Source organism: Flavobacterium sp. Root901 (assembly GCF_001429765.1).
Taxonomy (GTDB): domain Bacteria; phylum Bacteroidota; class Bacteroidia; order Flavobacteriales; family Flavobacteriaceae; genus Flavobacterium.
The window spans coordinates 518,781-539,641 of the sequence record NZ_LMJB01000006.1 but is presented as its reverse complement, the minus strand read 5'-3'; the positions used below and the strand labels follow the sequence as shown (position 1 = coordinate 539,641).

At 35.2% G+C, this 20,861-nt stretch carries 16 protein-coding genes; 2 read left to right on the top strand and 14 right to left on the bottom strand.

The window, feature by feature from the left end; all coding sequences use genetic code 11:
- Window positions 1-11: 11 nt before the first annotated feature.
- The 3 genes from ASE21_RS11780 to ASE21_RS11770 all read right to left on the bottom strand — a co-directional run bounded on the left by ASE21_RS11780 (window position 12) and on the right by ASE21_RS11770 (window position 8,181).
- Window positions 12-1,436 (bottom strand): SusD/RagB family nutrient-binding outer membrane lipoprotein, encoded by a 1,425-nt coding sequence (locus ASE21_RS11780; protein ID WP_057122863.1) that lies wholly within the window; start codon window positions 1,434-1,436, stop codon window positions 12-14.
- Window positions 1,437-1,448: 12 nt separating this feature from the next.
- Window positions 1,449-4,625, bottom strand: a complete 3,177-nt coding sequence (locus ASE21_RS11775; protein WP_057122862.1) for a SusC/RagA family TonB-linked outer membrane protein — start codon at window positions 4,623-4,625, stop codon at window positions 1,449-1,451.
- Between the two features lie 607 nt (window positions 4,626-5,232).
- On the bottom strand, window positions 5,233-8,181 hold the full coding sequence (locus ASE21_RS11770) for an Ig-like domain-containing protein (RefSeq protein WP_057122861.1): 2,949 nt from the start codon (window positions 8,179-8,181) through the stop codon (window positions 5,233-5,235).
- Window positions 8,182-8,584: 403 nt separating this feature from the next.
- On the opposite strand from ASE21_RS11770, the gene ASE21_RS11765 reads away from it, so the two are divergent.
- Complete coding sequence (locus ASE21_RS11765) at window positions 8,585-9,151, top strand: GNAT family N-acetyltransferase (protein WP_082603467.1); 567 nt, start codon at window positions 8,585-8,587, stop codon at window positions 9,149-9,151.
- Window positions 9,152-9,212: 61 nt separating this feature from the next.
- On the opposite strand, the gene ASE21_RS11760 is transcribed toward ASE21_RS11765, so the two are convergent.
- The 3 genes from ASE21_RS11760 to ASE21_RS11750 all read right to left on the bottom strand — a co-directional run bounded on the left by ASE21_RS11760 (window position 9,213) and on the right by ASE21_RS11750 (window position 10,880).
- Window positions 9,213-9,665: a hypothetical protein gene (locus ASE21_RS11760; protein WP_057122860.1), complete on the bottom strand. Its 453-nt coding sequence runs from the start codon at window positions 9,663-9,665 to the stop codon at window positions 9,213-9,215.
- A 172-nt stretch (window positions 9,666-9,837) separates the two neighbouring features.
- Entirely contained in the window at window positions 9,838-10,473 is a 636-nt protein-coding gene (locus ASE21_RS11755; RefSeq protein WP_057122859.1) for a hypothetical protein, read from the bottom strand.
- Between the two features lie 212 nt (window positions 10,474-10,685).
- Window positions 10,686-10,880: a hypothetical protein gene (locus tag ASE21_RS11750; RefSeq protein WP_057122858.1), complete on the bottom strand. Its 195-nt coding sequence runs from the start codon at window positions 10,878-10,880 to the stop codon at window positions 10,686-10,688.
- Between the two features lie 170 nt (window positions 10,881-11,050).
- On the opposite strand from ASE21_RS11750, the gene ASE21_RS11745 reads away from it, so the two are divergent.
- Window positions 11,051-12,505: an FAD-dependent oxidoreductase gene (locus ASE21_RS11745; RefSeq protein ID WP_057122857.1), complete on the top strand. Its 1,455-nt coding sequence runs from the start codon at window positions 11,051-11,053 to the stop codon at window positions 12,503-12,505.
- 201 nt (window positions 12,506-12,706) lie between these two features.
- On the opposite strand, the gene ASE21_RS11740 is transcribed toward ASE21_RS11745, so the two are convergent.
- The 8 genes from ASE21_RS11740 to ASE21_RS11705 all read right to left on the bottom strand — a co-directional run bounded on the left by ASE21_RS11740 (window position 12,707) and on the right by ASE21_RS11705 (window position 20,678).
- Window positions 12,707-13,789: a PepSY-associated TM helix domain-containing protein gene (locus ASE21_RS11740; RefSeq protein WP_242410261.1), complete on the bottom strand. Its 1,083-nt coding sequence runs from the start codon at window positions 13,787-13,789 to the stop codon at window positions 12,707-12,709.
- Window positions 13,790-13,845: 56 nt separating this feature from the next.
- Window positions 13,846-16,227 (bottom strand): TonB-dependent siderophore receptor, encoded by a 2,382-nt coding sequence (locus ASE21_RS11735; protein ID WP_057122856.1) that lies wholly within the window; start codon window positions 16,225-16,227, stop codon window positions 13,846-13,848.
- Between the two features lie 142 nt (window positions 16,228-16,369).
- Window positions 16,370-17,410, bottom strand: coding sequence for an adenylate/guanylate cyclase domain-containing protein (locus ASE21_RS11730; protein WP_057122855.1), 1,041 nt, complete (start codon window positions 17,408-17,410; stop codon window positions 16,370-16,372).
- Window positions 17,411-17,539: 129 nt separating this feature from the next.
- Window positions 17,540-18,358: a DJ-1/PfpI/YhbO family deglycase/protease gene (locus ASE21_RS11725; protein WP_057122854.1), complete on the bottom strand. Its 819-nt coding sequence runs from the start codon at window positions 18,356-18,358 to the stop codon at window positions 17,540-17,542.
- A gap of 34 nt (window positions 18,359-18,392) precedes the next feature.
- Window positions 18,393-19,157 carry a putative quinol monooxygenase gene (locus ASE21_RS11720; RefSeq protein WP_057122853.1) on the bottom strand — a complete coding sequence of 255 codons (765 nt, stop codon included), beginning with the start codon at window positions 19,155-19,157 and terminating at the stop codon, window positions 18,393-18,395.
- 6 nt (window positions 19,158-19,163) lie between these two features.
- Window positions 19,164-19,394 (bottom strand): 2TM domain-containing protein, encoded by a 231-nt coding sequence (locus ASE21_RS11715; RefSeq protein WP_057122852.1) that lies wholly within the window; start codon window positions 19,392-19,394, stop codon window positions 19,164-19,166.
- Window positions 19,395-19,423: 29 nt separating this feature from the next.
- Window positions 19,424-20,011, bottom strand: a complete 588-nt coding sequence (locus tag ASE21_RS11710; protein WP_057122851.1) for an NAD(P)H-dependent oxidoreductase — start codon at window positions 20,009-20,011, stop codon at window positions 19,424-19,426.
- A 76-nt stretch (window positions 20,012-20,087) separates the two neighbouring features.
- Window positions 20,088-20,678 (bottom strand): Crp/Fnr family transcriptional regulator, encoded by a 591-nt coding sequence (locus ASE21_RS11705; protein WP_057122850.1) that lies wholly within the window; start codon window positions 20,676-20,678, stop codon window positions 20,088-20,090.
- Window positions 20,679-20,861: the final 183 nt, after the last annotated feature.

Below are 20,861 nucleotides of genomic sequence, written 5' to 3'. Positions count from 1 at the left end.
TTTAAATCTGGTTATTTTACGTCAAACCAAAGTTTTGTAGTAAGCAGATCTTTTCCTTGTTCAGCAATTGCAGCCTTATAATTTACACCATTTAAAGACTGTTCTGTTCCGGGATAAAAGAAACGTGAAGGTATTTGTCCGTCTAATACCGTTGCAGGACCAGCTGTTAATACCGGATAATCCAGTCTTCTCCACTCTGTGAAAGCATCAAGACCTTGCCCGTAAAACGCAATCCATTTTTGAGTTCCAATTGATTTTGCATAATTTGATGCATCATACTTCACCACTGCCTGATTAAGATAAGCAGAAATTGTTGCAGCATTTGTAATTCCAAACTGATTGAACGATGCTGTAATGGCATCATTATAAAGCTGTTCTGCATTTCCGGAAATATAACCGCGCGCTACTGCTTCGGCAAGATTAAACAATGTTTCAGAATAAGAAGCAATTACAGCCGGAGATGATGATGTTAAGAAATAAGTTCCCGGTTTTGATGTTTTAGCAAAACCCTGGCTATTTGCATCACTATTTGATAATCCGTTTGCGCCTCCAACATATTTACCTACACTTGCATCTGATGGAAGCTGTGCATAAACTGGTAAACGCGGGTCGGCCAAATCATTTAATTTATCAACCAATGTTTTTGAAATACGATAATCATCACGGGTTTCAAACCAAGCCGACGCCGGATTTTGCTGAGGCGAACTTGTGTAAGTAAACTTAAACGTATCATTATTACTGCTTAATAATCCTGCCGCATCGCTTGTTGCATCAATTGCAGTTTGTTTGGCTAAAGCCGGCTCTCTGTCTGAAATTCTTAGTGCAATACGCAGACGAAGTGAATTTACCAGTTTTTTCCATTTTGCAATATCACCCTTGTAAACTAAATCGCCCGTTACCGTTCCGTTTGCTGTATTTAATAAAGACTGGGCCTGTTTTAAATCTTCAAGCAGTCCTGTATATACTTCTTTTTGAGTATTGTATGCCGGAGTAACTTTTTGACCTGCTTCTTTATAAGGAATACTGCCGTAAGCATCAGTCAATAATAAAAAGGTCCACGAACGTAATGTCAGAGCAATTCCTTTATAATTTGAGTTTGCCTGTTCTGCCGGAAAATTCAAAATGGTATTTAAATCTGTAATTAAAGTTGCGTATCCTGTGTTCCACAAAGTAGTGAAAGAAGTATTTGAAACATCATATCTGTCCGGTTCTGTATATTGGATTTTAGCCCAGTGCTGCACAAACAACAAAGACGAGTCAAAGTTATTTGTTGAACCCCAATATAAATCAGCTCCCTGTTTTAATGTTCCTGTTAACAAATAAGGAGCAAGTGGTGTTTCTGTTGCATTTGGATTTTTATTAATGTCATCCAATGTATCACTGCAAGAAGTCAGTGTCAATGCAAATAGAGTTATATAAGCTATCTTTTTTAGCATGATTTCGTTTTTTTAAAATTTAAGATTCACATTAAGGCTGAAATTTCTGGTAGTAGGCAAAGCTAAACTTTCCAGTCCTTGCGCATTTCCGGTATTAAAAGCCGTTTCAGGATCGATATTTGGCACATCTTTGTAAATAAAGAACAAGTTACGACCTGCGGCAGTTATACTTGCACCATCAAATCCAAGTTTTCTGGCCAATTGTTTGTTTACATTATAAGTCAGTTTTACTTCTCTTAGTTTTACAAAAGTCGAGCTGTAAATATAAGCCTCACTAATGTTGTATGACGCTTTGTAATATTCCTGAGCACTGATTACCTGATTATTTGGAGTTCCGTCAGCATATACACCTTTAAAAATCATACCATCATCATATACTTGTACTCCGGCTGGTGCAGCACCATTCAACAATGTTTTTACAGCACCTGCATAATAGTAATTTAAACCGCCGTTTGCCGCATCACGACCCGGAAGCGTTTGAGCCAGCACACCTGTATAATTACCTGTTCTGTTCGTTCCTGAGAACAACTCCCCACCTACACTTGCATCAACAAGGAATGACAATTCTAAATTTTTGTAAGTCAATGTATTTGTAATTCCGGCTAAATAATCCGGCGTATAATGTCCTAATACTTTCTTCTGCGGATCTGCTTTTGGCAATCCATTGGCGCCAACTACAATATTTCCATTGGCATCACGCTGATATGCAGTTCCGTAAAGCGCTCCGTAAGCCTGTCCTACTGATGCTAATACATCAACACCTCCAGATGAACCAATTGTGTAGTTTTGAATCTGTTTGTCATAGTCAAGAATTTTTACTTCACTTATGTTTTTAGAATAATTCACACCCACATTCCATTTGAAATTTTCAGTCTGAATAGGATTTCCATCCAATTGAATCTCGATACCGTGATTGTTTATTTTTCCTGCGTTGATTAACTGTGAATTATAACCGCTTGAAGCTGTTGTTTTAATCTCCAAAATTTGATCAAAACTATTAGTGTTATAATAAGCAGCATCAAAATGAAGTCTGTTTTTCCAGAAAGAAGCTTCTAATCCTACTTCTGTAGAACGTGTCGTTTCCGGTTTCAGGTTCTCATTCAGTTTTTTCTGTGAAGAAGTCTGAATTGGGTTTCCGTCAAATGCAGTCTGGAAATTATAAACTGTCGATAATTGATAAGGATCTGCGTCGTTACCTACTTCAGACCATCCTCCGCGTATTTTTAAGAAATCAAGAGTATTACCTTTTAAATTTAAAGCTTCAGATAATACTAAACTTCCGTTAACAGAAGGATAGAAATAAGAACGGTTGCTGCTTGGTAATGTAGACGACCAGTCATTACGCGCTGTTAAATTTAAATAAGCATAGTTTTTATAACCAAATTGTGCCGAAGCATATGCACTGTATACTCTTAATCTTGATAAATAGTTTGATGACGTTAACGGGTCACGAGAATTCGTTAATGTATATAAATCCGGTACAGCCAAACGCGGTGCTTTTTGATAATTGTTTGCATCACTGTGGTTACGAATATTGAATCCGGCAAGAGCATCTATTGTAAAGTCATCGTTTAGTTTTTTAGTGTATGTAAAAATTCCTTCCGTATTTTGTTCATTTACAGTATAAGCATCTTCGGCATACGATCCGAATGGAGTTCCGTTTGTACCATATTTAATGGTATATTTTCTGCGGTCATTATAGTAATCAACTCCGGTACGGAATCTAAAATTAAGACCTTCGGCAAGTTTTGCATCTAAATGGATATCTCCAATTATACGGTTACGCTGCTGACTTGTAGTGTTGTAATATGCATTCCAATACGGGTTGCTGTAATAGCTGTTGTTCCAGTTAACATTTCTGTTATTTCTAAGCTGATTGATATCTACCTGACGTCCGAACCATAAAAACTGAAGCATAACACCCGCAGCACGGTTACCTGACGGACCACCCGGAAGAGCCGGAGCGTTTGTAACAATATAATTACCCGTTACTCCTACTTTTACATTTTTTGAAATCTGATAATTAGAATTAATGGTAAAGTTTGTTTTGTTTACTTCACTGTTTGGTACCGTTCCTAATTGTTTTTGGTTGTTTACCCCTAAGCGAAAATCTGATTTATCATCTGATTTGGCAACCGAAATACTATTATCATAAGTAAGTCCTGTATTAAAAAAGTCTTTAACATTATCAGGATGTGCTACAAAAGGCACCGCTTCACCATTTGAATAAAATTGCGGAATCAAACGTCCATCCATTTTAGGTCCCCAGCTTTCGTCAACTCCATCATTAATACCGCCGCCTTTACCATCTACAAAGCTGAATTTTCCATTAGATCCTTGTCCAAATGTATTTTGAAATCGCGGTAAAGTAGTAACCTGAGAAACGGTTATTCCTGTACTAAAACTTATACCAAGGCCTTTTTGGCTTTTCCCTGATTTTGTTGTAATAAGTACAACACCATGCGCAGCACGAGATCCGTAAAGTGCCGCAGCATTTGGACCTTTTAATACTGTTAATGATTCTATATCCTGAGGATTTAAATCGGCAATTGCATTCTTGAAATCCCTTGTAGCACCGCCAACACTTCCTAACTGTGAGTTATCAACCGGAACGCCGTCAACCACAAATAATGGCTGGTTATTTCCTGCAATAGAGGTTTCTCCACGAATGATAATACGTGAAGATCCCATATCTCCCTGAGAATTAGTAATACGAACACCTGCCAGTTTCCCGGTAAGACTGTTTAAAAAGTTGGTTTCTTTTGTGTTTTCTAAATCTTTACTTTTTAGTGCCTGAGTCGCATATCCTAAAGATTTCTTTTCTTTTGAAATTCCTAATGCCGTAACTACAACTTCTGATAATTGATTCTGCTCCTGAGTAAGGCCAATTACAACTGAATTTGCCGTAACTACAGTTTCTGCTTTTTTATATCCCAGAAAACTTACTACCAGTGTATAAGGAAATTTTTGTCCTGTCTGGAAAAAGAACTTTCCGTCAAAATCGGTTAAAACTCCGTGTGTAGTCCCTTTAATATTTACCGAAGCACCAATTATTGGCTCTTTTGTAACAGCATCAACTACTGTTCCTTCTAGTTTTGACTGTATCAAGGGTTTGGTTTCCTGAGCTCTAATTCCTATGGAAATCAACAAAATACATAACCATGTATATATATTTAACTTTTTTTTCATTACTTTGTTTTAGTTTAAAAAATAAGGTGAGCAGAAAACGGATTTATTCCACTCTCGCTTTCCCTATAGAGATGTACAATTTCTTTAAGCTTCGCCATTTCTGCTGCAACAGAAATGGTTTTTTTATCTGCAACACATTCGTTTTTTCATTTTATTTTTATTGATTACTACTATTATTTATTTGGGCCTGTATATATTTTTTCTAAAAAAATTGAGGTTCATTTAATCAAAAATCGGAACAAATTTTAGACAAAGTCTTATTCCGCCTAAAACTCTACTAATTTGATAGAACAAAAATATATTAAAAATATTTATCAAAAAAGTTTAATTGTTTTTTTTGCAAAAAAAATGTTAAACAAAATATTCTTTACTTTTTAAAATATTACAAATAAGACAGTTAGTCAGTAAGACCATTTCTTTTTCCGTGTAGGATTTTTTTTAAAAGAATACTGGATATTTAAAATCTTTAATCAATTTTAATATTTCAAGACACTTACTATTAGAAACTGCTAGACGTCAGTATCTTTTTTTTGATTTAAAATTTTCCAAAAAAAAAACAACCCGAAGGTTGTTTTCATTTCTGTATTTTAAAATTTAAACCGGCTTGTTATTTAACAATTAATTTTTTTGAAACATTAAAAGTGTTAGAATGAATTGTTACAACATATATTCCGGCTGCTAAATGATGGCTGATTTTTGAAGAAGCATTTAATTGGTTCACCAAAACTTTTCTTCCATTTATATCCGTAACCGTTACAGTAGCGGTACCTCCGGCTTCTAATTCCGGTAAAATAATATTAAATTCACTATTAACTGAAGGGTTTGGATAAATACTAATCAAAGAATTTTCAACTGCTACTTCAGCTTCATTAACAGTTACTTTTTTAGAGGCAGTTGTGGCCTGAAACTGCCATTGTGCACTTTCCCAATTGTTTTGAGCTCCGGCATATTGAGCAGAACCATTCAGGTTTTCAATATGGATCATACTTGCGGTCTGCCATCTGTTTTTAATTCTCACCCACGTGCCGTCAACATTTTCACTCGACCATTGCGCACTCCACCATCCTGATGAACCTGCAGTACATTGTACGGCTCCTGTTAAGTTTTCAATGTGCATTACATCTCCTGTACCAACATTTTTTATAATATAATAAGTGGCATCCACTGCAACTTTTTCCCATTTGTAATTGTTATTGGCAGCGGTTGGTCCGTAACCTACATTTGCTCCGGCATCATATAAATAATTGCCTGTCCATCTGTTTTTAATGGTAAAATAATTTCCTGATGCTGTATTAATTGTAATAGCAGCTGTGCTTGTCTTGTTTCCGTCTACAGTTGTTACGGTTATCGTTGCCGTACCATTTGAAATTGCGGTAACTAAGCCTGACGAACTAACTGTTGCAACACCGGTATTGTTTGAAGAATAATTAACCGATTTGTTTGTCGCATTTGTCGGAAGAACGGCAGCGGTTAATTGCTGTGTTCCGCCAACGCTTAAAGTTACCGAAGACGGACTAAGGCTTACACTGGTCACCGCTACATTTGAAGAATTAACAGTGATTACACTAGTCGCTGTTTTTGCTCCATCCTGAGTAGTCACGGTAATAGTTGCTGATCCTGAAGCAATTGCAGTAACAAGCCCTGATCCGTTTACGGTTGCTACACCTGTATTATTAGAGCTATATGTTACTGTTTTGTTTGTGGCATTTGCAGGAGCCACAGTTGGCGTTAATTGTTGTGTGGCGCCAACACCTAAAGTTACTGCTGACGGACTAACCGTTACACCCGAAACCGGAACTGATGTACTCGAACAATTACTTCCCGGTGTCCATGAAAATGTTCCAATCGCACTTATTTCTTCATTAGAAGCAGCATTACCGCCTCTGTTAGAATAATTCATATTGCAATAGGTACCGTTTCCGCTTGGAGAACCTGCAATAAGAACGAAATAACCTCTGCCCCAATTTCTGTTAAGCGCATTATTATTGGGATATTCCTTCCCTGTTCCATTAACTGTTATGTCTTTAAATGAAAGATTGTAAATTCCGTCTCCTGATCTTTTGCTTATAGAAATTGCATCATTTCTTGAATCTATAATATCGATATTGTACAGCTGAACATTTTTAACCTGACTTCCGGCATTTGATGCACTAAAAATATCGATTGCCGCTACCGGATTGTTATACGTGTCATTAAAAGTTCCGCATGCCGTTACAGTAATATCATGTATTTCGTGCATACCGTCATTGTTAAATGGCGCTCCGGGAAAATTATTACTTACTCTGATACCGGCTTCTAAATTGTCTTTAATAATCAAATTATAACCTTTGTTGTTTTTTCCGCCGTAAATAGCCAGACCACAGGCACGCCAGCAATTTTCTGAAGTATTGTATCTAAAAGTATTATTAATACATTCCAATCCATCAGCCGACCAGATTGCCTGATCGTCATCACCATTGTTTCTAAAATTACAGTGCTCTACAACCGAATTTGCAGTTCCTTTACAAAGATTAATTCCATCAGCATAATTGTTTCTGAAACGACAGTGGGATAATGTAAATCCATCTGCAATTGCAGGTCCTCCGGTATTGTACTGTGCAATCCAGGCGCCGCATTCAAAATGTTCTGCCCAAATATTTTTTACTGTCGAACCGCTTGTAAAAACTCCGTTTATACCTTTGTATGAGTTACTTCTGGAAGCCGAATTAGTTGTCAAATAAAGATCGGTAAATGAAATATTACTTGCGTTGGCACGCAATCCTCCGTTTAAACTGCTGGTATTGGTAAAATTAATCTGCGTATACCACATTCCGGCACCAATTAAGGAAGTATTTGCCGAACCGAAATACAATTCACGGTTTACATTATAAACCCCAGCCGGAACAAATATTTTTTTTCCGCCGTTTGCATCAATAAAAGTTTGAAGATCACTTCCATTACCACTATAAGTTACTGCACCTGACGGAGCTGTAACAGCGGTTGGAACCGGCTCCATTTCTGCAAAATCAATATGAATATTACCTGATTCCCTAACCAATTTTAATGTTCCGGATGCCGCTATTTTAGCAGGAAATTTGTAACGCACTTCATCAAAACGCATTCTTGGGTTTTGATTGGTAATTCCATTATTATTAGGGTTTCCGTTGCTCCATAAATATTCCCATGACCAGGTTGAAGTCAGCGTAAGAGTAGCCACTTTTGTATTTCCGTTATAAACGCCTAAAGTTCCGGATTGGCCGTCCGGAACGCTGTATCGCACCACTAGTCCGTCTGCAGCTTCAGTAAGGGTCCATTGCACTGTTGCATTAGGCGCAGACATATTGACACATTGCTGGTCTGAGGCTTCAGATTGAAGATCAGCCTGATTGTATGACTTTGCTGTTACAGAAGCACCATTAGATAATTGGCCTAAATTTGCTTCATATCTTTTATACGGCGCATCATAATAACCGCGCTGTGCATACGAAGATGTAGTTAAGAGTACGAAAAAAAACCACATAAGAACATGGCAGAATTTGTCTCTTTTCAAAAATTTAAAATGTAATTTGTTTCTCATAAGTTTCGGTTTTTTTAATTAGTTAGTATCCATAAAATAGAACTTAACGAAACTAGAGCTTAAAAATAAATTAAAGAAAAGGTTGACAAAAAATCAAGATCAATATAACGATTTCGGAATCACAAAATACTAATATTCAGCATATTAAATTTTTAATGAAAATAAAAAATCAAGAATAAATATAGATACATACTTTACAATTTAAGATAAAATAAATGAGAATACAGAAAAATTTAACGCCTTTTTTATACATATTCTCTTTTTTACTAAATAAGAATAAACATACCTTAACATTCAACTAGTTTTAAAAACTCAACTGCCTGAAAAACTATTTCAATTTGTATATTCGCTTAATATTCAAAATATAATTATTCAAAATAAATAAAGGAGAACTCTCTTAATAATGAAACCATTATACATAAACACAACACGACTTAACATTCGGCATCTGGCATTATCTGATCTTTCTGATTTTATGACTTACCGTTCTAATCCTGAAGTTACAAAATATCAGGGTTTTGATGTTATGACAACAGAACAGGCCGAAGAATTTATAAAAGACAATTCAACCAAATATTTTGGCAATGCGGGAGAATGGGTGCAATACGCAATTGAAAACAGTGCAACCGGAAAACTGATTGGTGACTGTGCTATTAAATTAGATTTGTATGATATCCGGATTGCAGAAATTGGAATTACAATTTCGCATTTGGAACAAAGAAAAGGATATGCAAAAGAAGTTCTTTTAGGAATTCTGGCTTTTCTGTTTGATGAAATAAAAATCCACCGTGTAGTTGAAATAGTGGATGCTGAAAACAGGGCTTCAATCCAGCTGTTAAAAAGCATCGGCTTTAGAGAAGAAGGGCATTTTATTGAAAATATATTCTTTAAAGGAAAATGGGGAAGCGAATTTCAATACGCAATGCTTAAAAGAGAATGGAATGAATTAAGGGAAAATTCAAAAAAATAACAAAATAAAAAAAGCTCCAAAATTAAATAATTTTGGAGCTTTTAACTAATTTTTACATCTGTTACATTTCGTTCAGTTCGTTGAACTCGTGTAATGATTTTAATGTGTTTTCATAGAATAAAATCGCAGCGATAAGATTTCCTTTATCTGAGTAAGGCATCATTTTTCTTTGAAACTCTACTGTAGTATCTAAGAAAGTTGATGTACCAACTGCTTGGTTATCTAATATTTTTTTGTGATCTCCATCGTCTGGAATACCAAGGTCTGCCATTGTAACTCCTGGTTTAGTAACTAAAGCGATATAAGGAAGAGTTTTCACTAAAACTTTAATACGCTCAATATATAATTCCAAAAGTTCTCCTTTTTGCATACCGCTCAATTCTTTTTGATCGTGGTATTTACGGATTAGAGCTGTTGTACTGATAATACTTCTTGGAGCATTCTTAGCCTGTGCTGAAGCAGCAGCAGTTACCAAAAAGAAAAGAATACTTAGTAGGGTAATTTTGCTTTTCATTTCTTAGATATAAATTAGTTGTTGGTTAGGACAAAAATATATAAATTAACTTGATTTACAACTTTATTGATTTCTTTTTTTTAGAAAAATTTAACATTTTTTATTGTTAGCACTAATTATGTAAGTAAAAAATTACAATAACAAATTAAAAAGAAATCTTTACTTTATTTTTTTAGGACTTAATTATTCTAAAACGTCCCGGATATTTTATCCAAATGCTTTTTCTATTGCCATAATAGTCCATAAAATCCTCGCATACAAAAACAGCATGTGCAGTCGACCACGCAACAACTCCGCAAAACTCACTTCCGGATTCTCTTTTTAACTTCTGCACCTGTTTGCCTTCTTTAAATCCTAAATATTTATAGATTGTAGGCGTGTATACTTCTCCATCTTCCAGATCTTCAAGTGCTTTATCAAAACTTGGATCTTTATCAATAATCTGTTTGTACTTTGCCATTACGGCGTAAGTCAGTATTGCGTAATCTGTAATTCTTTCGCTGTCAGGGTTATCTTTAATGTATACAAAATCTGCAGATACTTTGGCTTTGTTTAATTCGTCACTTTTTAAAATGAATGATGCGTTGTTTTTGAGCGTTATTTTACTTTCTTTTTCGTTCAGTTGTTCTATTTCAAAAAGATTATCCAGTCCATAAACATTTAAGGAAGCTTTAATAAAGGCTATTGATGAACAATTTGTTCGTTCTCCCTGCTTAAAGCTTTCAAATATTTTATCTGAACTTAATTGTGAGTAAGAATTGGAACAGACGAACATTAAGAATAAGAATATTGAAGTAACCGATTTCATTGTCATTAAATTTATAATTGTTTCCCAACTATTTTTTTGGAAATATAATAGAATTTACAAATCTATAAAAATCAACTCATAATTTTTTCACTTTTTAATTTTTATAAAAAAATGTACTGCTTTCGAGGATTGAAATACTCTGAATTCATTGTTTTATTGATATAGTACTAAATAAAAACGTCTCAAATAGAATTTTGAGACGTTTTTGCTTTTTATTTTTTTTCTTCATTATTCAACTTATCGTCAAATTCAGGCTCTTGCCCTTTAAATTTATGAGTATCAACATCATAATTTTCATCGTTTGTCAAAATTTCATCATGATCCTTATATTGATGCTTTCTCATGTCATTTCGATTATCTGAGCCACTTTTATGAGTGACATTCGGATTTTGATTATTTGTGCTCATAACTTAAGTTTTTAAATTTTATTAAAATTACTTTAATCCTGCCATTTATGCTTATATAATCATTTGTAAAAGTTATAAAATAACAGGGAGTAATTGTATCTTTGCGGGACCAAAAATAAATCCCGTTTCTTTTGAGATGGGATTTTTCATGTGAGATCAAGCGGACTAAAATGGAAGTGAAAACAGAGGAAACAGAAAAGACCAGCTGGGCAGTTTGCCAGGAATGCCAGGGACGTGGTAAAAAAAGCCGAAGACTCAGCAAAAAAGTAAGGCTCAGCTATGAGAATGCTTTAGCGCAATTTGAAAAAAATGCTGGCGGCGAAAAGGAACCTGTTCGTCCTAAAGCTCCTTTATATACTTGCTTAAATTGTTCCGGATCCGGATTAATTGCTTCAGTAAACCATCCTCCGGCTGATAAAGAAAACTATCCGCATGTTGCTATTATTGGTGCCGGTATTGGCGGCGTTGCGCTGGCTGTGGCATGTTTACATCGCGGAATTCCTTTTACTCTCTTTGAACGTGATCCTGATTTTGAGGCGAGATCTCAGGGTTACGGACTTACATTACAGCAAGCCAGCAAAGCAATTGAAGGTTTCGGTATTTTTTCTTTGGAGGAAGGTGTGGTTTCAACCCGACATTTAGTTCATACTACCGAAGGAAAAGTAATTGGCGAATGGGGAGTTCGAAAATGGCTTCAGTCTGATACTGAAAAAAAATCTCCAAAACGTACTAATATTCACATTGCGAGACAATCGCTGCGTTTGGCATTGCTTAAACAACTCGGTACAACTGATGCTGTACAATGGGGACATCAATTAATTGATTTTAAGCAGAATGAAGATGAAACTGTAGATTTGAATTTTCAGGTAAATGGAGAAATAAAAAACTTCAAAGCAAATCTTTTAGTTGGAGCTGACGGTATTCGCAGTGCTGTTCGAAAGCTCTTAATTGGCGATGATGTTAGTCCTTTACGTTATTTAGACTGTATTGTTATTTTGGGAATTTGCCCGTTGAGTGCACTTGAAAATACCGATAGTCTTTTATTGGATTCTGCAACGGTTTTTCAGACTGCAAACGGAAATGAACGAATTTATATAATGCCCTTTACATCAGATTCGATTATGTGGCAGCTTAGTTTTCCTATGCCGGAAGAAGAAGCTAAAGCACTTAGCGCTAAAGGACCTGAAGCACTTAAAGAAGAAGCCTGCAAAAGAACGCAATGGCACGAGCCGATTCCGCAAATTTTAGCAGCAACTCACCAAGCTCAAATTTCCGGATATCCTGTTTATGATCGGGAATTACTTAAATCTGAAATGCTTGAAAAAGGAAAACAAATAACTTTAATTGGCGACGCAGCCCATCCAATGAGTCCGTTTAAAGGTCAAGGAGCAAATCAGGCACTTTTGGACGCGCTTTCGCTCGCTCGCGGAATCGCAAAAGGATGCAAACCTTCTTCACAATGGAGAAAATCCGGAATCAGAAAAAGTGTTTTAAAAGACTTTGAAGCCGAAATGCTGGAACGCAGTGCCGTAAAAGTAAAAGATTCTGCAGATGCCGCACAATTCCTGCATTCTGAAATTGTACTTCATGAAGGAGACGAACCGAGAGGTAGATGTCTTAAATAGTTAGTCGCAGTTTGCAGTCGCAGTTTGAAGTCGCAGTTTGCAGTCGCAGTTTGCAGTCGCAGTTTGCAGTCGCAGTTTGCAGTCGCAGTTTGCAGTCGCAGTTTGCAGTCGCTATAACTTTGTCAAAGTTTAAAACTTTGACAAAGTTTGTTGAATATCAATTTGAGACTGAAAACTGAGACTGCGACTGAAAACTAAAAACTATTTCTTCTTTTTCTTCCCCTTCTTCCACCAAATAATAAATCCGGTTATGGGAAGCGAAGCTCCAATCAGGCTTACTAAACACCAGATAATTTTTCCGGCAAGGCCAAAGAAAACTCCGGTATGCAGATCGTGATTACTGGCTTCGTAAATGTCAGCAGCATTGTTGTCTTTATAAAGTTTCGTACGCAGCATCTGTCCTGTTTTTCCGTCAAAGAAAATCGTGTTTTGATTTCTGGCCCAATCATTTGGATAAGTCATTCTTAATCTTAATTCACCCGTTTTTCTAATCGAAAATGAAACCGAAACTGCTCCCGGATATTTGGAATTTGCCGTTTCATATATTGCACTGTACCGAACCGGAATGGCAGCAGAATCTACTTTTTCTTTAGACAAAACCTCATCTCCTTTTCTAAGAGTTGATCCTGTTATAAGATTAACCGATTTTTTTACAGTGTCGTATTTAAAATAAGTTCCGGTAAAAGCAATTAAAAGTAAAATAACAGAAGCGTAAAATCCTAAAACCTGATGCAGGTCATAATTAACCCTTTTAAAAGAGCCGCTCCATTTTATTTTTAGAGATTGTTTTAGTAAACGTCTTTGATTTGGAAACCATAAAACAAGCCCCGTTATCAGCATGATAATGAAAATCACAACTGCCCAGCCCTGAATAAATTCTCCAAATTCGCCTAATAATAAAGTACGGTGTATTTCTAAAACAACATTTAACCAGTCAGAACCTTGCTTATTGATTAAACTGCCGTCATACGGATTAAAATAATACGTTTTTTTCTTTTTAGTTGAAATCTCAACGGCTGCATTGGGCTCTTCCCTATTTATTTTTAAGGCTGTCATTTTCTGTTTTGGCTCCAGACGTTCATAATTTTCGATTATAGTTTTTAAACCGATAAAAGATTTTTGCTGAACCGGAACGTGCAGATATTCCTTATTTGTAAAATCGCGGATTTCCTCTTCAAAAACATATAAAAATCCTGTTATGCTTATTATAAAAACAATGAGGCCCGATGCTAAACCGAGCCACAAATGTATTTGTCTTATTGTTTTTTTTAAACCTTTGGCCATAATTTTAATAAAGTCCAAATGTAGATAATATCGTTTAAAATGATGAACTTAAAATTTTAGAATTTTAAAGTAATATTTCCTGTTATTCTCGTCGGATTTTGAGCAGCTAAACGGTATGACCAATATTTTTCATTCGTAAGATTATCTACTTTTAAACCTAACCTGTATTTTGGCCTGTCGTAGAAAACAGAAGCATCTAGAACCGTATATTCAGGAATACTGAATTTAAAAGCAGCCGTATTAGTCTGGAAATACTGGCTTCCGTAGATTCCTCCAACACCAAATCCAAGACCGGATGCTGTACCCTGAGTTAATCTGTAACTTGCCCAAAGATTGGCAGTTGTAGGCGAACCTGCGGTTGTTGGTCGTAATCCGTTAGTAGCTGGATTAGCTTTTGTTAATCTACTGTCATTATAAGTATAACCTGCTACAATATTTAAACCTTTAACAGGGTTTGCAATAAGTTCAGCTTCAAAACCTTTACTTAACTGTGTACCGTCCTGAATTTGAAAATTGGCATGTTCCGGATCATCACGGGTTACATTCGTTACTTTAATGTCATAATAACTCAAAGTCGCACTAATTTTATTGAAGTCAAATTTAACTCCGCTTTCAAATTGATTGGCCTGATTTGGCTTAAAAGTATCTCCGTTAAAATCTGATCCGCCAACATTATTAAATCCGTTCATGTAATTGGCAAATACAGAAATCTTTTCTTTAACAACCTGATAAACTGCTCCAAATCTAGGAGAAAAAGCAGTCTGGTTGTAATTACCTGTAGTAAGGTTTGTACTTGGATAATACGCTCCTTTATTAATATAACGGTCAGCCCTGATACCTCCCATTACAATTAATCGATCTGTAAGATTCAGTACATCAGAAACATAGGTACTATATGTTCTTTCGTTATTGGATGTATAATTCACGTAAGTCGCTGTTGCAAATAATGGTTTTATTTTATCAATAGTAAAATTATTATAGGCATCTCCCGGTTGTCTAAAATTAACAGCCGGCATATTTACAGATGCATCGTTGCGTGTTGCACGAAGACTGTAGAAATCAAAACCTGCCACTACTCTGTTACGCAGACTTCCAATTTTAAAATCACCGTTAAAATTCTGCTGAATATCAGTTCCGTAATAAGGATAATCCTGATTCGTAACTTGTTGTCTCAGCGTTTCGTTGCTCAAAGCAGTCAATTGCACGACATATCCTTCTGATGATGATCTTGTACGCGAAACAATAGTCTGCGATGTCCATTCGTCTGAGATTTTGTATTTTAACTGAGCAAAAATATTGTATTGCTGACTGTTATAATTAACCGTATTGTTGGCAAAAGAAAGCTTATACGGAATTCCCATTTCTTCGATACTGTGTGCTATAGCATCAGCTTTTGTATAAGGGGCCAATCTTGTCGGAGAAGTTCCTTTTGATGCGCTGAACTCCGCATCAATAAGTAAAGTCAGTCTTTCGCTTACCTGATAAGAAAAACTCGGTGCAATAAAAAAGCTCTTATTGAATCCCGCATCCTGAAAACTTCTTTCGCTATGCAAAGCTGTATTGATTCTAAAAAGTGCTGTTTTTTCATCATTTAGCGGAGTATTAATATCGGCTGTAAAACGGTTTAAATCCCAATCTCCTGCAGAATATGAAACTTCACCTTTAAAAAAATCAAAAGGTTTCTTTGTAACCCTGTTAAACAATCCTCCAAAAGAAGAAATTGTACTGCCAAACAAAGTTGCCGATGGTCCTTTAATTACCTCAATACGTTCTAAGTTGGCCGGATCAATTGTGGTATACGTAAAACTTCCAACTCCATTTCTTACTAATTGCGGTGTTGCAAATCCTCTAGAAATATTGGTTGTTCTTCCCTGATTTCTTACTTCTGCAATACCGGCGCCTGGAACATTTTTAAAAGCACTATTATAATCTGTTATGACCTGCTCTTTCATAAGTTCTTTACTTACAATGGTGTAAACCTGCGGATTTTCCATGTTTTTAAGTTTCATTTTAGAAACTTCTTCACTTTCTTTTCTCGCAAATCTGTTTCCTCCGGAACTTACAATAACCTCTTCTAATTTTTGAGAAGTATAACTAAGTTCAAAATCCAAAACCGGATTTGGATTATGCTGATCTACTAAAACAGATGCCGGAGCAGCGTCGTAACCGTTTAATTTTATTTCTACTAAATAAGTTCCAAACGGAATATTTTTTAATTGATAAGCGCCGTCAGAATCTGTTGTGACAGCTTTGTTTAATTCTGAAATTTTTACGGCCGCACCTTGTAAAGAATTTCCGTCTTTCAAAATTGCATGACCTGAGATTGTCCCCGTATTTGACTGAGAAAAAGCGACTTCTGAACATAAAAACAGGATCAGAAATGTTAGAAAAACCTGTGATAAAACATTGTTTTTAAGCGCTTTAAAAATTGCTTTCATATAAAATTATGTGATTTATTTTTATTTAGACTGATTACAAATATATTAAACAGCACAAAAATTCAAAGACTCACATTAAATTTTTCTTAGAAAATTATTAAAATTAACATTGATGAAATTAAGCTGTTGATGAATTTCAGTTTCAATTAAAATCAACAGTAAAAAGCTGGGTTGGTTTTGCTTTTCCTCTTAGCAGTATTTCTCCCTGCTGTGTATACTTTACAGATGAATTAGGAATTAAGGCATTTTTCATAGTTTCTGAGACCACAAAATCGTGATTCAGTTCATTACATTTACACTGAATTCTGGAAGTTGTGTTTAAAACGTCGCCGTGATACACAATTTCTTTCTTTACCTTTCCCACCCAGGTTGTAACGGCAGTTCCTATGTGCATTCCGGCTTTAAATTTTGGAACTGTATGATAGGTCTTCTGATAATATTCTTCCTTATTTTTAATCTCCCGTTTTAAAAGATAAAAGCAATACAAACATCGATTTTCTTTTAATCCCTTTGAAGATTTCCAGGTCAGGATAATTTCGTCTCCGGCATATTGATAGATTTCTGCACGGGAAGCCAGGATCGCATTGTTAAAATCATTAAATAAATCTTGAAGTAAACTGCTGTAAAGAACATCTCCTAACTGCTCGGCGAGTGTTGTAGATGATTTTACATCAACAAACATAAAAATTCTTTCTTCCTGAATTGGTTTATGATATTGTCCTGTAAAATAATTATAAAAGAAACCAGCACTTAACAAACTACTGATTTCCAGAAAAAGAATTAAAAAAACAGAAGCTCCAAATGAGAACAAAAAATCATTAAACAGACGATTTGCCATATATTCCTGAACAGCCTCCTGATAAGAAATATGCATTACTGTAGTAGTATAAATAACTACAAAAAAGAGTAAAAAAATAAGAATACTAAAACTGTAAATAAGTGCCTTTAAGACCATACTTACTCTAAAAGAATACCTGTTTAAATAAGCAAGTGACTTCTCTAAAATGATAATAATAAAGCCAATGGAAATTCCGATTAAAGTACTCAGCAAAAGTCTGAAATATACATGATCTGATCCTGAATCGATAATAGCTGAATACAGCATACCTAATATTCCGCCGGCAATAACCGCTTTAAAAATCAGGCTGTATTTTCTGTAAAAAGGCAGTGCGGGTAAATCCATAAATTAAAATTATCACAATAAAAATAGATAAAATTAAAACACAAAGCACTGTATATCAAAATAGTATTTCCCTGAAAGCTTAAAAACATTCAGGGAAATTTATTTAGAATAAAATAATACTTAAAAATATTATTTTTTAACAAGCCAGTTTTCAACCGCTCTTGAAAAATCAGCAACATCGATAGGATGACGGCTTGTAATGATGTTTCCATCTGTTACTACGCTTTGTTCCAGTATTGTTCCGCCAGCATTTTTCAAATCAACCTGAATATTCCAATATCCGGTTAATTTTCTCCCTTTTAAAATATCAGCAGAGGCTAACACAACCGGAGCGTGACAAATGGCAGCAATTAATTTTCCTGATTTATTGAAATCCTGAATAAATTTAATAACATCTTTATCATTGCGAAGATTATCCGGATTCCATGCACCGCCCGGAATAAATACCGCATCATAATCACTTACTTTTATCTGATCTGCAGTTCGGTCAAATTTAATCCATCCAACAGGCTGTAAATATTGTATTGCCATTACATGCGTATTTGACATTTCAGGATATGCCAAACCGTAACGTTCCGGCGCCGGATTGAATTTTGGCGCTACGATTTCAACCTCTGCTCCTAATTCTTTAAAATACCAGACAGGACCTGTCAGTTCAATTTCTTCAAATCCGTCTGCTACAATAACAGCGATTTTTTTTCCTTTTAAAGCTGATTTATCTTTTACCGGAGTAAAGAAAAAATCTCTTAAAGCTTCGTTTCCCGGTGCATTTAATAATTTGGTTACCGGCATATTGACAACTGCAGACTGAGTTGACAATTTGTTTACAATTTCTAGTTCATTCATTGTTTTCATTTCTTTCGTTTTTACGGTTACTTGTGCTTCTGCATTTAATACTGCCAATACGCTTGTTATAACAGCAGCGATCATTTTATTAATTGTTTTCATTTTTTAAGGTTTTAAAAATTATTTATTGTTTTTATTATTCACGAATAAGAGGTGCAAACTCGATCAGGTTATGGATGCCGTCCTGAAACGGCTGCTTTTTAATGCTTGTATTCAAATAATCAATAACCGGCTGAATGGGAGGAAAATTTAAGTGATACTGAAAGGCATCGTTACTTCGGAATTTTTCAAAGGTTACAAACTGCGAACTGTCTTCTTTTAATTCTGAAAGCTGATAGGTTACTACGCCCGGTTCGCTTCTAAATTGCGGCATTGCTTTGTGGTATACCTTTTTAAAATTTTCTTCTGTACCTTTTTGAGCATCAACAAAAAGCATAATAGTCAGCTGTTTATCTTCTGCTTTGCTGGCTCTGCGCCATTCTTGTTTTGATATAGGTTCTAAATCTTTTATATAGATTGCTCTTTCTGGTTTAGACAATGCTGTTTTTACTAAAGATTTTACCGTTTTAGATACTGAATTGGTTCTAAATTTATCCAATTCATTTTGACTCGTCCAGCGTTCAAATAACCAAATCACTGTTTGGTTTTCCTGTTCAAAATAAGCTTCAGACATAATATTGCTTTCATCAGAAAGGGATTCCTTCACATAATCTGAAACAGCTATTTGAAACTTTTCCAGATTTTCTTTTTTTACTTCGTAACGTGTAATCAGAGCTGTCATTTTTTCTTCTTTATTATTAATTTTCGAATGCTGTGCTTCTGCAGCCAAACCCTGCAAAAGAAAGATTGCTGTAATAATTCCTTGTATTTTTTTTGGAATTGAAAAAAGTATTTTCGTCATTGTTTCTTAGCTTTTAAGATTTATTCTGTTTTTAAAATAGAAAACTCCCAAAAAGTGAAACAACACCCCTGTTCCCCACACTGCATTTTGCCAAAGCGGCCACAGGTAGGTTCTGTCTGTTAAAAACCATACGGTCCAAACCACCGGAACAGTTAATACAAACACTAATAAATGAATTCTGAATCCTCTTTTTGGTTCAATGTGAGCAGTAGTATGCTCTTTTGTAAGATGTCTCATGATATTTAGTTTTATAAATTTGATTGTTATTATTTAAGCTTCATTCCTAATTTTTCTACTTTCTTAAGCCATTTCATACGCTGATTTTCTGTTGATTTTCGGATGAATCCAAAAGTCGAAAACTGAATCGGATCAAATCCTACATAGCCAAACACGATATCTTTCAAAATTTGATATTGTGAGGCGCGATAAATCAGATAAAACCACCATTTTGGTGTGTCCATCGTAACGAGAAGCCTTAAGCTTTTTCCTTTTAAAAGTTTTTCAGGGAATATTTTTCCGGAATGGTGTTTGAATGCAAAGTCTGGCAGAAAAATACGATCAATAAATCCTTTTGTAACGGCTGGCATAAAGCCCCACCAATTTGGATAAGCCAATACCAGATGGTCTGCCCATAAAATAAGTTTTTGAGCCTCAGCCAAATCTTCTTCTAATTGTAACTTTTCTCCGTTTTTGTAACCGTCCGCAAGATTTACATCAAAATCCAGTTCTGATATATAAAGTGTCTTGCAGTTTGCTCCGGCTAATTCTGCTCCTTTTCTGTATGCATTAAGCAATGCATTGCAAAAAGAGTTTTGAGAAGGATGCCCCAGTATAAGTAAAATATTCGTTTTCATTGCAGATTGTTTTAATTTTACACTGCAAAGGTTTTAAATAAAGGAGGGGCATGCCTGACACAAATGTGTCAAAAACCTATTGGTGAGCTAATTTTTGTCTAATTCTGGTGAGTGTTTGTCTTTCTATACCCAAAAAACTACACAAATGGGAAATAGAAACCCTGTTAAATAAGCCTGAATGCTGCTTAATAAAATGAAGATAACGTTCTTCTGCCGTTTGAAATATAAAGCTTTCAATACGAGCCTGCTGACGTTTCAAAATTTCTTCGGCAACCAGTCGGCCGTATCTTTCAAAATTGGGTAAGTTTTCGTAAATCCATTGTATGTCATCATACGAAAGACAAACCATAGTTGTGGGTTCCAAACACTGAATGGAATATTTGCTGGGCTGCTGGGTGATAAATGCAGGATAATGGGTAGCATAATCGCCCTCAGCATAAAAACCAACTGTAATTTCATTTCCGTCATTGTCTATAAAAGACGAACGTACAAGTCCTGTGGCAACAAAACCTATGTTTTTTTGAACTTTTCCAAACTGCTGGAAATATTCTTTTTTATTTAATTCCAAAATAGTAAGTTTTGAAGCAAACTGGTGCAATTCATTTTCGGTCACATTGGGACAGATTTCCGTTACCGATTTTAAAAATAATGCTGCTCCTGACTCCATTTAACTTATTTTAGAATAATAAAATATAAATTTAAGAATTTTAACCATTAAACAACAGGAATAATAAGCAGGCAAATAATTCATTTTCAATTTATTGCATTATAGAACAAAATAAAAAAATCCCATTTCGAAATGAAATGGGATTTTATAGTCTTACAACCTGATTTTAATAAACTAATTCAA

Coding starts and splice junctions, on each gene's coding strand:
- ASE21_RS11780 (WP_057122863.1), bottom strand. CDS start 1,436: ATGCTAAAAAAGATAGCTTATATAACTCTATTTGCATTGACACTGACT.
- ASE21_RS11775 (WP_057122862.1), bottom strand. CDS start 4,625: ATGAAAAAAAAGTTAAATATATATACATGGTTATGTATTTTGTTGATT.
- ASE21_RS11770 (WP_057122861.1), bottom strand. CDS start 8,181: ATGAGAAACAAATTACATTTTAAATTTTTGAAAAGAGACAAATTCTGC.
- ASE21_RS11765 (WP_082603467.1), top strand. CDS start 8,585: ATGAAACCATTATACATAAACACAACACGACTTAACATTCGGCATCTG.
- ASE21_RS11760 (WP_057122860.1), bottom strand. CDS start 9,665: ATGAAAAGCAAAATTACCCTACTAAGTATTCTTTTCTTTTTGGTAACT.
- ASE21_RS11755 (WP_057122859.1), bottom strand. CDS start 10,473: ATGAAATCGGTTACTTCAATATTCTTATTCTTAATGTTCGTCTGTTCC.
- ASE21_RS11750 (WP_057122858.1), bottom strand. CDS start 10,880: ATGAGCACAAATAATCAAAATCCGAATGTCACTCATAAAAGTGGCTCA.
- ASE21_RS11745 (WP_057122857.1), top strand. CDS start 11,051: ATGGAAGTGAAAACAGAGGAAACAGAAAAGACCAGCTGGGCAGTTTGC.
- ASE21_RS11740 (WP_242410261.1), bottom strand. CDS start 13,789: ATGGCCAAAGGTTTAAAAAAAACAATAAGACAAATACATTTGTGGCTC.
- ASE21_RS11735 (WP_057122856.1), bottom strand. CDS start 16,227: ATGAAAGCAATTTTTAAAGCGCTTAAAAACAATGTTTTATCACAGGTT.
- ASE21_RS11730 (WP_057122855.1), bottom strand. CDS start 17,410: ATGGATTTACCCGCACTGCCTTTTTACAGAAAATACAGCCTGATTTTT.
- ASE21_RS11725 (WP_057122854.1), bottom strand. CDS start 18,358: ATGAAAACAATTAATAAAATGATCGCTGCTGTTATAACAAGCGTATTG.
- ASE21_RS11720 (WP_057122853.1), bottom strand. CDS start 19,157: ATGACGAAAATACTTTTTTCAATTCCAAAAAAAATACAAGGAATTATT.
- ASE21_RS11715 (WP_057122852.1), bottom strand. CDS start 19,394: ATGAGACATCTTACAAAAGAGCATACTACTGCTCACATTGAACCAAAA.
- ASE21_RS11710 (WP_057122851.1), bottom strand. CDS start 20,011: ATGAAAACGAATATTTTACTTATACTGGGGCATCCTTCTCAAAACTCT.
- ASE21_RS11705 (WP_057122850.1), bottom strand. CDS start 20,678: ATGGAGTCAGGAGCAGCATTATTTTTAAAATCGGTAACGGAAATCTGT.